Origin of the sequence: Flavobacterium sp., from assembly GCF_027482425.1 — a bacterium.
Lineage (GTDB): Bacteria > Bacteroidota > Bacteroidia > Flavobacteriales > Flavobacteriaceae > Flavobacterium.
Window position 1 is genome coordinate 113476 of the sequence record NZ_JAIXWA010000041.1, and the last position, 12452, is coordinate 125927.

At 41.4% G+C, this 12452-nt stretch carries 11 protein-coding genes; 1 reads left to right on the forward strand and 10 read right to left on the reverse strand.

What is annotated here, in order from left to right:
- Positions 1-15: 15 nt before the first annotated feature.
- Positions 16-2406, reverse strand: coding sequence for a penicillin acylase family protein (locus Q0037_RS05595; protein ID WP_297516496.1), 2391 nt, complete (start codon positions 2404-2406; stop codon positions 16-18).
- An 84-nt stretch (positions 2407-2490) separates the two neighbouring features.
- A complete protein-coding gene (gene kynU, locus Q0037_RS05600) occupies positions 2491-3777 on the reverse strand; it encodes a kynureninase (protein WP_297516497.1) in 1287 nt (428 codons plus the stop codon).
- A 228-nt stretch (positions 3778-4005) separates the two neighbouring features.
- Here kynU and Q0037_RS05605 point away from each other — a divergent pair, with 228 nt between their 5' ends.
- Positions 4006-5733 (forward strand): LamG-like jellyroll fold domain-containing protein, encoded by a 1728-nt coding sequence (locus tag Q0037_RS05605; RefSeq protein WP_297516498.1) that lies wholly within the window; start codon positions 4006-4008, stop codon positions 5731-5733.
- A 168-nt stretch (positions 5734-5901) separates the two neighbouring features.
- On the opposite strand, the gene queA is transcribed toward Q0037_RS05605, so the two are convergent.
- The 8 genes from queA to Q0037_RS11885 form a co-directional block, all read right to left on the reverse strand.
- The gene (gene queA / locus Q0037_RS05610; protein ID WP_297516500.1) at positions 5902-6951 is read right to left on the reverse strand and encodes a tRNA preQ1(34) S-adenosylmethionine ribosyltransferase-isomerase QueA; all 1050 of its coding nucleotides are present in this window, start codon (positions 6949-6951) and stop codon (positions 5902-5904) included.
- Positions 6952-7037: 86 nt separating this feature from the next.
- Positions 7038-8309 (reverse strand): 3-phosphoshikimate 1-carboxyvinyltransferase, encoded by a 1272-nt coding sequence (locus Q0037_RS05615; RefSeq protein ID WP_297516502.1) that lies wholly within the window; start codon positions 8307-8309, stop codon positions 7038-7040.
- 111 nt (positions 8310-8420) lie between these two features.
- Entirely contained in the window at positions 8421-8747 is a 327-nt protein-coding gene (locus Q0037_RS05620) for a nucleotide pyrophosphohydrolase (protein ID WP_297516504.1), read from the reverse strand.
- 96 nt (positions 8748-8843) lie between these two features.
- The gene (gene dtd, locus Q0037_RS05625) at positions 8844-9296 is read right to left on the reverse strand and encodes a D-aminoacyl-tRNA deacylase (protein WP_297516506.1); all 453 of its coding nucleotides are present in this window, start codon (positions 9294-9296) and stop codon (positions 8844-8846) included.
- Positions 9297-9371: 75 nt separating this feature from the next.
- On the reverse strand, positions 9372-10334 hold the full coding sequence (rsgA, locus tag Q0037_RS05630) for a ribosome small subunit-dependent GTPase A (RefSeq protein ID WP_297516508.1): 963 nt from the start codon (positions 10332-10334) through the stop codon (positions 9372-9374).
- A 61-nt stretch (positions 10335-10395) separates the two neighbouring features.
- Positions 10396-10914 (reverse strand): hypothetical protein, encoded by a 519-nt coding sequence (locus Q0037_RS05635; protein ID WP_297516510.1) that lies wholly within the window; start codon positions 10912-10914, stop codon positions 10396-10398.
- A 40-nt stretch (positions 10915-10954) separates the two neighbouring features.
- Complete coding sequence (locus Q0037_RS05640) at positions 10955-12040, reverse strand: bifunctional 3-deoxy-7-phosphoheptulonate synthase/chorismate mutase type II (protein WP_297516512.1); 1086 nt, start codon at positions 12038-12040, stop codon at positions 10955-10957.
- Positions 12041-12179: 139 nt separating this feature from the next.
- A complete protein-coding gene (locus Q0037_RS11885) occupies positions 12180-12380 on the reverse strand; it encodes a hypothetical protein (RefSeq protein ID WP_367274081.1) in 201 nt (66 codons plus the stop codon).
- Positions 12381-12452 lie beyond the last annotated feature (72 nt).

A 12452-nucleotide genomic window follows, 5' to 3' on the forward strand; every position in this document is an offset into this window, starting at 1 on the left:
ATTATAAATGTTGAATTAGTGGGCTTTGGGTTTTAATACCAATAACGTTGACGTTTCTTCAATTTCTTTACGGTTTAACTTCATTTTTCGGAAATGGCCTTTGACAAAAAGTTCGGCTTGGTCATTGTAATGCGGACTCGAGCGCACCCCTGATTGTCCCGTGGGTAATATACTCACACTATTTTCCACATCCGAGAAATCGATAATTCGACGGGTTGAGGGTCCGCCGCCTACGTTGTACTTCCCGTCTTCGGTCAAATAAAACAATAAATTATTGATGACTTCATTCCCACCGGGGACCTCAAAGGTTCCTACATTAAAAAGGGGACGTAAAGCCGCTACTTTACCCAAAGGATGCTGGAGCTCTAGTGTATGTACTTTACCCCAACGCCAATGGGTGTAGTCAGAGCCTAATTGATTTTCAAGCGCTTTAATTGCTTCATGAAACGAACGGTTCATTATTTGATCACGGGTTTCTTTACTGCCTTGAGTGTTCACATTATCCCACCATGGTGAATTGGGATTGACACTTTGCCCCGCGATCATTTGTTTTAACATGTGGGTCCCTAAAAACAACGAAAATCGTTCTTCCCCCAATTCGTCTTGAAACGTATTTTTTAGATAACAATACAGCCATTTGTTGTAAATCGTAGGTGCGATATCATACACGGCATGGGTTCCTTCCCAGAGTTGGAGGATTTCCAGCGCACTTTTTTCAGTGGGCGTTAATCCGACTTTAGGAATACTTTGCATCCAATTTTTTACCAAATCGGGATAAATTACCGACGTATGGTCGTTAATCATGCGTTCCACATCGGCGCGTTGCCAATTGCTTTTGGTTTCAAGTAACGACTGAATGCGTTTCGCACGATCTTGGGGCAAATAATACCCGGGATACAAATAACCGTTGATGGGTTCGGGTTGGTTATTAGCCGAATACAGATAATGCCAATCGGGATTGATGGCAAAGGGATTTTCTTCAAAAGGCAAAAAGGTCCGTTGGTCGTCTTTACCATTCGTTCCATCCAAAATAAAGTTGGGATTTACCCCTTCGGGCATGCGATACAATTTCCCCGACGTAATCCAAGCAATATTGTTTTTGGCATCGCCATACATGACATTCAAACCGGGGGCGTGGACGAGACCTACCTTTTGATAAAAATCATCCAAATTTTTGGCATGACTCAACCCATAGACCGCTTCCAAAATACGATTGGCGTGTTGGGTATAAATCCACGACATGGTCACTGGATTTTTGGCATTCAATCCTTTCAACAATCCATTCATCACGGGTCCATGGGAGGTAGATTTGATGGTTAATGCAACATCGGCAGTGTCTTTTACTTTGATGGTTTTGGTGCGCACCGAATAATTGGCATAGCCCGTTGCGGTTTTGTATTGATTGGCATTTTGCGGATGATTTTCCTCTTGGAAAAAGTCCAAATCATCATTTTCAAACATGGTCAATCCATACGCATAATCGCGGTTATGACCGAGTAACGGAAAAGGGGTTCCGGCCAAATAGTAGCCATACATTTCGTATCCTGGACAGGAAATATGGGCTTCGTACCAAGTGCCTGGTTGGGAGAACATGATGTGGGGGTCATTGGCAAAAATAACCTTGTTGTTCTTGGTTTTTTCGGCACCGATTACCCAGCTGTTGCTTCCGATAAAGGGAGGTACAGGCGATTGCTGGAGGAGTTCAGTGATTGATTTTGAAATTACAGCATAATCGTTGGCTTTGCCTTTATACGATTTCAAACGGGTTTTGGCTAAGGCACCGTCCAACCCAAAATCGCCTAAATAATGCATGCCCCATTCGTCACGGATTTCCGTCAGTAACGGGTCGGTTTTTTGGGCCATGGCAAAACTGAAGGACATGAAGCCAAAAATGTTGTACATGTCTTTGAGGGTAAACGGTGTCTTTTCCACGCCGATTAAATCAAATTCAACAGGTGTTTTCCCTTCCTCCATATAGTGATTGACACCATCGATATAGGCTTGGGCCAACAGGTAGGCTTCTGAATTTTTATCTAAAGCAGCTACGGCTTGGGCTGAATTTTCATCGATTCCAATCCCTGCAAAGAACTTGTCGTTTTCTAAGGCTTTCGCCCCAAACAACTCCGACAGGCGACCGGGAGCAATACGACGCATCAACTCCATTTGCCACAAGCGATCTTGGGCATGCACGTAACCGAGCGCCCGTAATGCATCTTTCTGATTTTGGGCATAAATATGAGGCACACCGTAGTCATCAAAATAGACTTTGGTTTCGGTTGACAACCCGGCCAGTGTTTGTTCGCCTTCGTATTGGGGTGCTTTAGTTTGGAAATAAATATAAATTCCAAGGCTAATAGCCAAGACAATGGACAATGCAACCAGTACAATTTTTTTGACTATTTTCATGATAAAAAAGTAAGATAAACTTTAGTCGTCGGGTATGATGATTTGTTTCAACATAAAAAAAGCCTTGCAGTAAGGCTTTCGAATTTATTGTTTTTGTAAGGCTAAAATTCCCGTTTTCAAAATCTGTCCAAATGCATACATATCTTCATAGGAACAATAGAAAGGAGCGGGAGCCAACCGAATTACATTGGGTTCGCGCCAATCGGTAATGACGCCATTGTTCATTAAATAATCGAACAAACTTCGTCCTTGTCCATGTAAATATACGGACAATTGGCAGGCGCGTTCTTCGGGATTTTTGGGCGTGATGACTTCAAAATCGGCGCCTTCCAGCTGTTGGTCGATGTCGTGTAACACAAATTCGAGGTAAGCTGTTAGTTGGTTTCGCTTTTCAATTAAACGGTCCATACCCACTTCATCAAAGAGTTCGACCGAGGCCAAATAGGGAGCCAATGACAATATGGGCAAATTACTCACTTGCCAACCGTTGGCCCCGTGGACTGGGTCAAAATCGGGTTCCATTTTGAAACGACGTTCTTTATTATGTCCCCACCAACCCGCGAAACGAGGGAGATTGCTGTGGTGGTGTTTTTCGTGTACAAAACAACCCGAGGCATTCCCGGGGCCGGAGTTCATGTATTTATAACTACACCATGCTGCAAAATCGACATTCCAATCGTGTAAGTTCAATTTAATATTCCCCGCAGCGTGAGCCAAATCGAATCCCACATAAGCACCCACAGCGTGACCTGCTTCGGTGATCGTTTTCATATCAAACACTTGACCCGTATAATAATTAACGCCACCCCATAAGACGAGTGCCAACTCCTCGCCTACTTCGTTAATTTTGGCCAGAATATCTTCGAGACGAATGTTGTGTTCGCCTTCACGTCGTTTGACCTCAACAATAGCGTCTTTGGGATCGAAACCGTGTACGCGCACTTGAGATTGGAACATATATTGATCGGAGGGAAAGGCTTTTTCTTCGCAAATGATTTTGTAGCGTTTGCCTTCAGGGCGGTAAAACGATACCATCAGAAGGTGAAGATTTACCGTTAGGGTATTCATTACGGTTACTTCAGAGGGCAAGGCACCTACAATTTTACCGAGAGGCTCAGCAAAACGTTCGTGGTAATCCCACCAGGGTTTCTCGGCATAAAAATGGCCTTCTACGGCAAGATTCGCCCAGTCATTCATTACATCCTGAACAAATTGGGAAGCCGATTTGGGTTGCAACCCCAACGAATTCCCCGTAAAGTAAATTACATTTTTACCGTTGTGTTGCGGAAAAATAAATTGATCGCGATAGGAACGTAATTTGTCTTGTGCGTCGAGTTGTTGTGCGAATTCTCGCGTATTTTGAAATATCATTGTTGCGTTGGTTTGAAGGGTAAATGTAGTAATCTTGAGGGAGATTTGAAATAGAAATTATGAGTTATGAATTATGAGTTATGAACTGGCAGGCAGGTTGACTCCTTCACCTTAATTAGAATCGTTTTCTGTTTAAGAGTTGAGAGCACAAGTCAGTTGATTTGAACAGTAATTTCTCATAGTTGTGCATTTTTAGTTACATTTGTGTGAAATTTAACACAAACACATATGAAATCTAAATTATTACTTATTGTAACGAGCTTGATTTTGGTGGCTCAAACCCTTGTGGCGCAAGTGCCTTCTTATGTCCCTACAAATGGATTGGTAGGGTATTGGCCGTTTAATGGGAATGCCAATGATGCCAGTGGCAATGGAAACAATGGAACCGTGAATGGAGCAACGTTAACCACCGATCGAAATGGAAATGCGAATAGTGCGTATAGTTTTGATGGGGTGGATGATTATATAATTGCAAATGGTGGAAACCAATTTGCAACAACTAGTCGCACTGTTTCTTATTGGATTGTGGCTGACCAAAATTTATATGGTGAACTTATTTGTCTTGGAAGCCCTGCAAGCACATATTGGGGTTGTATTAGTGCAAATACTGAAACAAGGATTAATTTTGGGAGAGGTTGTTTTGAAAGTGGTACAGCTCTAACACCACAATATCAAATTGGACAATGGTATTATGTAACATTCTGTAATATAAACGAAACAACAAGTAATATTTATATTAACGGAATATATATAGGACAAATAAATCACACGCCACCAAATTCTTGTTCTTCAAAGGCTAATTTATATTTTGGAGTAGATATATTTTCAATTCCTGAATATCATAATATCAAATTAGACGACATCGGCATTTGGAACCGTGCTCTCACCCCACAAGAAATCACTAATTTATACAACGCCTCTTTGCCCCAAACCGCTTGCTTACCTGCCAATGTACCCACGAGTGGCTTAGTAGGCTATTGGCCGTTTTGTGGCAACGCCAATGATGAAAGTGGCAATGCAAACAACGGAACGGTAAATGGCGCTACACTCACTACCGACCGTTTTGGAAATGCGAATAGTGCGTATAATTTTGATGGCGTGAATGATTTAATTAGAATACCTCATCAAAACGAACTGAACTTAATTGGAGACTATTCAATTTCTGTATGGTACAAAGGAAATTATCAAAATATATTTAATAACAATTGGGTCTTTATTTCTAAAAGAGATGATAATGGTACTTGTTGCTCTCCTAATGTTCCATATGGTGTTTTTATTCCTTTCAATAGTACTAATTTTGCTGTACCAGCTATGGCATACGCAAATGGAAGTTATAGCTTTTCTGCACCGCCAAATACGAGTCCAATTTCTTTAGACCAATGGCAAAATCTTATTATAACTAACTCCTCTGATTTATTAAAATTTTACATCAATGGTCAATTAATTTTTAATCAAAGTATTTCTTCCTCGTTAAGAGCACCAAATACTTCAGATTTATTGATTGGAACTGTAAATAGAGAGGTCGGAGCAGAGTGGATGAATGGGAAACTCGACGACATTGGTATTTGGAACCGTGCCTTAACCCAAGAAGAAATAACAAACTTGTATAACACCAACCAATGTATAACGAACATTACCGTTACTGATACCTTGATTATTAACGTGGGGCAGTTATCGTTTACCAACCCGGTAACCTGGGCCAACAATATCACCATCGCGCCCAACCCAGCCAGCACTGAAGTAAACATCAACTTCAACAACATAACCAACTTGTCTGGCGGTTCCATCAACATTATCAACGCTTTGGGGCAATCGGTGGCTACAACCCCTATTACAGCATCGGGCACCAACACTACCCTAAGCTTAGCTACTTGGGGCGGCACCGGGATGTATTTTGTACAAATTATCAACCCACAAGGGCAAATAGTCGATATTAAGAAGATTATTTTGCAATAACCGTAACTTATTTCCTAAAAAAAGCGTGGTCTTTTCGAGAAGTACCACGCTTTTTTATTTGAAGTTTCTATTGTTGTTAAAAGTAATCCATTTTCAAACCTTCTTAAAGCAGACAAATTTTCAAATCCTCAAATTTTCAAATCTATCTTCTGCAGGCAGGTTGACTAATTATAATATCAACATTGCATCGCCATACGAGTAAAAACGGTATTTTTCTTTTACCGCTTCTTCGTAGGCTTTTTTCATCAAATCGTGTCCACAGAAAGCCGAAATCATCATCAACAAGGTTGATTTGGGCGTGTGGAAATTGGTCACCATACAATTAGCGATACTAAAATCATAGGGTGGAAAGATGAATTTATTGGTCCAACCATCATACGGATTTAAGGTGCGGTTGGAAGAAACCGAACTTTCAATGGCGCGCATCGAAGTCGTACCGATACAACACACGCGGCGTTTGTTTTCAATAGCCTTATTCACCGTATCACAGGCTTCTTGTGAAATACGTAATTCTTCGGAGTCCATTTTGTGTTTGGACAAATCCTCTACTTCAACAGGATTGAAGGTTCCTAATCCCACGTGAAGGGTGACTTCAGCGAAGTTGATGCCTTTGATTTCTAGACGTTTCAACAAATGCTTTGAAAAGTGTAACCCAGCAGTGGGTGCAGCCACGGCGCCTTCTTCTTTGGCATAAATCGTTTGGTAACGTTCGGCGTCATCTTCGGTTACTTCGCGGTTGATGTATTTTGGAATCGGCGTTTCGCCCAATTCTTTTAATTTATAACGGAATTCTTCATACGATCCGTCGTATAAGAAACGTAAGGTACGTCCACGAGACGTTGTGTTATCAATAACCTCAGCAACTAAGGAATCGTCATCGCCGAAATACAATTTATTTCCGATACGAATTTTACGGGCAGGATCGACCAAAACATCCCATAGGCGTTGTTCTGCATTTAATTCGCGTAACAAGAAAACTTCGATACGAGCGCCAGTTTTCTCTTTGTTTCCATACATACGCGCTGGAAACACTTTGGTATTGTTTAAAATCATCACATCGCCATCGTCAAAATAGTCGATAATGTCTTTAAACAATTTATGTTCGATTTGCCCTGTGCTGCGGTGTATAACCATTAAACGCGACTCGTCTCGGTTTTCAGCGGGAAATTCGGCCAGTAACTCTGGAGGTAAATGGAAATTAAAATGGGATAGTTTCATCTTTTTATAGCCTTTAAATTACATTGTTTTGCCTCACGACAAACAAGTGCAAATATACTATCCGCAAAAGGGGGTTGTCAAGTAAATTAGGATTTATTTTCCGACATTTCCCCTGAAATCCCTGCCTGCGCGAGATCACTCCAAAAAGTGGGATACGATTTTGACACCACTTCGGCGTCTTCAATAATTAGAGGCACGCGAAGGGCTAAAGGAGCAAAAGCCATGGCCATGCGATGATCTTGATAGGTTGCAAGGGCAACATTGGGGTGAATATGGGACGAAGCTACTAAAAAAAGAGCGTCCTCAGTGGTTTGGATTTGTCCTCCTAGTTTTGAAATTTCTTGTTGTAAGGCTGCCAACCGATCGGTTTCTTTGATTTTTAACGTATGTAACCCGGTCAAAGTACACGAAATTCCGAGTCCGAAACAAGACACTGCAAGGGTTTGTGCGATATCGGGAGCTCCCATTAAATGGGCTTCAAAATGTGACGTTGTGGGTAGTGATACTTTGGTAAGTTGAAGGCGAAAATCGGGTAAAAATGTGGTGGTTACGCCTAAATGTTCATACAAAGAAACCAAGATTTGATCCCCTTGTAAACTTTCAGCCTGGTAACTTGTTAACGTAACTTGAGAACCTACTTCCGATAAAGCGATTATACTATACCAATACGAGGCCGAAGACCAATCACTTTCAACCGTGATGGATTGACTAGTTGCCATGGCAGATTGCACTTCAAACGGCGCCACCGCAATGTGGTTCCCTTCAAAGGAGGTGGTTACGCCAATTTGATTCAATAAGGCAAGAGTCATTTGTATGTAGGGAACAGAAGTAATTTCCCCTTCCAAAGTTAATTGGAGTCCGTTTTCCAAACTCGGAGCAATTAATAATAATGCGGAAATATATTGACTGCTGATATGAGCGGGCAAACTAACTTTGTATTGTAATAGCTTTTTCCCTTTTATTCTCAAGGGCGGAAAACCGTCTTGATCCGCATAGGTTATGTCGGCGCCCAATTGTCGAAGGGCTTCCACTAGAATTCGAATCGGGCGTTCCTGCATGCGCGACGAACCCGTAATCAGGACTTCTTTTCCTTCTTGAATGGCAAAAAAAGCGGTAAGAAAACGCATGGCTGTTCCGGCATGATGCACGTCAATGAAAAGTTGGCCTTGATTTTCAAGCATTAATTTTCGAAGGGCCTGCATGATTACTTCCGAATCATCGGAATTGGAAGTGTTTTCCAAGTGTATATGCGGATATAACGCTTGGAGCAAAAGAAGCCGATTGGTTTCTGACTTTGACCCCGTAATGGCTATTTCTTTTCCTGTAAGTAACTTAGAATGCAGAAGGTGATGGGTCATGTAACGCGATTAATTTGAGTCCAATGCTAAGGAGATATGAATTACGAGTTATGAATTATGAGTTAGAAAGTTACTAGTCACTAGTCACCCCCGAAGTTTCGGAACCAATCCCTACTTCAGCTTCTCATTAGTATGATGGCGGTCGTGGTCGCGTTTCGTTTTCAAGTCCATTTTTTTATCAAATGCGGCTTGCAAATCGACCCCTGTTTGATTGGCCAAACAAAGTACGACAAATACGACGTCGGCCAGTTCTTCGCCGAGATCTTTGTTTTTATCACTTTCTTTTTCCGATTGTTCGCCATAGCGGCGTGCAATGATACGGGCTACTTCTCCCACTTCTTCGGTGAGTTGCGCCATATTGGTGAGTTCGTTAAAATAGCGAACACCATGATTTTTAATCCAATGATCGACGTCGAGTTGGGCGTTTTTTAGGTTCATGATTATCATTGAAATTTAACAGTTACTAAATACGTAATTTAATAATTTTTTTATGCTAGCAAACCTATAAAGTTTGTAAATTCATTAATATTAAAACTACTCTTTAATACGAGTATCAATAAAAATAGTGACTGGACCATCATTGAGCAAGGCGACTTTCATGTCGGCGCCAAAAATACCTGTACCAACTTTTTTCCCCAATTCACGTTCCATAGCCAACACAAAGGCTTCATATAACGGAATCGCTTGTTCGGGACGCGCTGCTCTAATATACGAGGGGCGATTGCCTTTTTTGGTCATGGCATGTAACGTAAACTGACTCACCACAATACAATCCCCTTGGCAATCTTTGACAGATAGATTCATAACCCCCTGGGCATCGCCAAAGATGCGGAGGTTCGCAATTTTGGACGCTAACCACTGCACATCCTCTATCCCATCGGCTTCTTCTACACCCAATAGAATCAATAAACCCGATTGAATTTCAGAAACTACTTTTCCATCAACAGTTACTGAAGCTTGAGTGACTCTTTGGAGAACTGCACGCATGATGAGCTATTTTAAATTTTAAATGATAAATTTTGAATTTTTTGATAATTAAAACTGTTTACTACAAACTAATCACTACAAACTCTTTCGTTCTTCAGCATACTGGTCTCCACGGTACTGCTCGTCATCACCCGCTAAAATTTGCAAATAACTACGGTAACGCGACCAAGCAATTGCATCAGCATCTAGCGCTTTTTTTACCGCACAATGGGGCTCTTCTTTGTGTAAGCAATTGTTGAACTTGCACGATTCTTTTAAGGCAAAAAACTCCGGAAAGTAATCGCCTACCTCTTCAGGTGCCATGTCTACTACGCCAAAACCACGAATGCCAGGAGTATCAATAATTTTTGTCCCGAATGACAAATCAAACATTTCGGCAAATGTTGTCGTATGTTGCCCTTGCTGATGGGAATCCGAAATCGAAGCGGTACGTAAGTCCAACCCCGGTTCCAACGCATTGACTAAAGTAGATTTCCCTACCCCTGAATGGCCCGAAAACATACATACTTTATCGCGCATTAACGCTTTCAGTTCCTCAAGACCTTTGACTTCTAAGGCCGAAACGCGCAAGCAACGATAGCCAATCTGACTGTAAACATATTGCAAAAACAATTGCTCCTCCAAAGCCGCTTCGTCATAGGTGTCTATTTTATTAAATACGAGAACCGCTTCGATACCATAAGCCTCAGCAGTAACCAAAAACCGATCGATAAAACTCGTCGTTGTAGTAGGATTATTGATGGTTATCAGTAAAAAAACAACATCTACATTGGCCGCGATGATGTGCACTTGTTTGGACAAGTTGACCGATTTGCGGATAATATAATTTTTTCGGTCGTGAATGGTGTGAATCTGTCCAATGGTTTCATCGGTGGACTGATCTAAGTCAAAATCAACGCGGTCGCCCACAGCAATCGGATTGGTACTTTTGATACCTTGGATGCGGAATTTTCCTTTAATCCGACAATCGTACAGCGCTCCCGTATCCGTTTTTACTGTGTAGTAACTTCCCGTCGATTTGTAAACCCATCCTGTCATGCTACAAAAATAAAAGAAAAAAGGCACCGAAGTGCCTTTAGTATTTTGAAATAATACGGAATTAGTATTTGTAAGCTACTCCTTTTTTGATGACCTGTGAGCCTCCCAATTGGTTGGAATTAGCTCCTACAGTTGCTTTATCAGCTGTCAACAAAATGAAAGGACATCCTAACTTAGCGGCTTCCATTTTTAATTTTTTCTCCGCTTTTTTGTCTCCAGTATTTCCAGTTTGGAAGTTGATTAATCCTGTTTTTCCACGTACTTCTTCTCCTTTTTTCAAACCAGAAATGTAAGCTTTATCTTCCAAGATGACCACTTTTTCCCAATCGTCTTCTCCGTTTACAACAATTTTCTCTGTAACTTCTTCTACACGTCCGGATTTTCCGTAAACGATTTTTTCGATGGCATACTTACTTACTGTATTTTCTGCATCCTCGCCATCATATTTGAATACGATGGTGAACTCTTCTAATTTAACTACTTTTCCGGTAATCACTTCACCGTTATGCTTGTAAATTTTGTCTGCCTGTGCTGATACAATAGAAGTGATCAAGGCAAATAGTAAAACTAATTTTTTCATGATAAATAATTTATAGGTTATCGAACGCAATATTACTAAATTATTCTGACTTAAACACTTTTTCTTGATGCGCGATACTTTCTTGGTGAATGGCTTTAAAGAACTGAACGATAAACTCTTCACTCAAACCTCTTTGCGAACCCTCATTAACCATGCGTTCTAGGATTTCATTCCAACGTTTATTCTGTAAAACGGCTACATTCTTCGCCTTTTTCAACGCCCCAATATCTTCGGCCACTTTCATTCGTTGCCCAATGACGTCCAACAACTTAGCGTCGTAATCGTCGATTTTGACCCGAAGCTTCGATAGTTGCTGTAAATAGTCGCTATCCGCATCATCCTCTTTACGAATGACCAAATCAAAAATAATCTGCTTCAACCGCTCGGGGGTCACTTGCTGTGCCACATCACTCCACGCATTATCGGGATCGCAATGGGTTTCGATAATCATCCCATCATAATTGAAATCCAAGGCCTGCTGTGTTACTTGAAAAATCATATCGCGCTGGCCCGTAATGTGCGACGGATCAATAATCAAAGGGATATCGGGAAATTTACTCTGAAAATCAATCGCAATTTGCCACTCAGGATTGTTGCGGTATTTGGTTTTTTCATAGGTTGAAAATCCGCGGTGAATCACACCCAATTTCTTGACTCCCGCATTATACAACCGCTCTACGCCTCCAATCCACAAGGCCAAATCAGGGTTTACAGGGTTTTTCACCAAAACTATTTTGTCTGTATTTTGTAAGGCATCGGCGATTTCTTGCACGGCAAAGGGATTGACCGTAGTACGAGCACCAATCCACAATACATCCATATCATGTTCCAAGGCCAACTTCACATGCGCCGCTGTAGCCACTTCCACCGCCATTAACAAACCGGTTTCGGCTTTGGCTTTTTGCAACCACTTTAAACCAATTTTCCCCACGCCTTCAAATCCACCGGGACGTGTACGCGGTTTCCAAATCCCAGCGCGGTAAATCGACACCTTTGAATCTTGCAATTCACGGGCAGTTTGCATGACCTGATTTTCGGTTTCGGCACTACACGGACCCGCAATTACCAACGGATGGGGCAAATGAAAATCATCTAACCATGTGCGCATTTCTATTCTATTTTTCATAGGGCTTATTTTTTGATGCCGTTTAAAATTTCTTTGATGCGATTCGTATGTTGCATTTCTTAGTACGAGGCTTCATACTGATCGGTTTTCAATAATTCACGAAATCGGGACAAATTTCGGATATATTCTTCTAAAGTGGCTAAAACATTTGCTTTGTTTTGGTTAAAAAATGGGTGTCGACAAAAAAGGCGTAAGCATACGGCGACTCGATTTTAAGTAGCGATGGCATCTTGGCAAGCTTCAAACGGCAATCGATCATCACGTTGAGTACTGCGACCAGACTTCCGCTTTGATGGTGGAACGAACCTTGAATTCCTTGGATGGCTATTTGTTGGCTCATGGGCAAAAAAAATCCCGATGGAAATCGGGATTGGTTTATTTCAGTTTACTTTTTATTTTTTGATGTAACACC

Bases quoted from the DNA above. Each gene is read 5' to 3' on its own strand.
- Q0037_RS05595 (WP_297516496.1), bottom strand. From the start codon at position 2,406: ATGAAAATAGTCAAAAAAATTGTACTGGTTGCATTGTCCATTGTCTTG.
- kynU (WP_297516497.1), bottom strand. From the start codon at position 3,777: ATGATATTTCAAAATACGCGAGAATTCGCACAACAACTCGACGCACAA.
- Q0037_RS05605 (WP_297516498.1), top strand. From the start codon at position 4,006: ATGAAATCTAAATTATTACTTATTGTAACGAGCTTGATTTTGGTGGCT.
- queA (WP_297516500.1), bottom strand. From the start codon at position 6,951: ATGAAACTATCCCATTTTAATTTCCATTTACCTCCAGAGTTACTGGCC.
- Q0037_RS05615 (WP_297516502.1), bottom strand. From the start codon at position 8,309: ATGACCCATCACCTTCTGCATTCTAAGTTACTTACAGGAAAAGAAATA.
- Q0037_RS05620 (WP_297516504.1), bottom strand. From the start codon at position 8,747: ATGAACCTAAAAAACGCCCAACTCGACGTCGATCATTGGATTAAAAAT.
- dtd (WP_297516506.1), bottom strand. From the start codon at position 9,296: ATGCGTGCAGTTCTCCAAAGAGTCACTCAAGCTTCAGTAACTGTTGAT.
- rsgA (WP_297516508.1), bottom strand. From the start codon at position 10,334: ATGACAGGATGGGTTTACAAATCGACGGGAAGTTACTACACAGTAAAA.
- Q0037_RS05635 (WP_297516510.1), bottom strand. From the start codon at position 10,914: ATGAAAAAATTAGTTTTACTATTTGCCTTGATCACTTCTATTGTATCA.
- Q0037_RS05640 (WP_297516512.1), bottom strand. From the start codon at position 12,040: ATGAAAAATAGAATAGAAATGCGCACATGGTTAGATGATTTTCATTTG.
- Q0037_RS11885 (WP_367274081.1), bottom strand. From the start codon at position 12,380: ATGAGCCAACAAATAGCCATCCAAGGAATTCAAGGTTCGTTCCACCAT.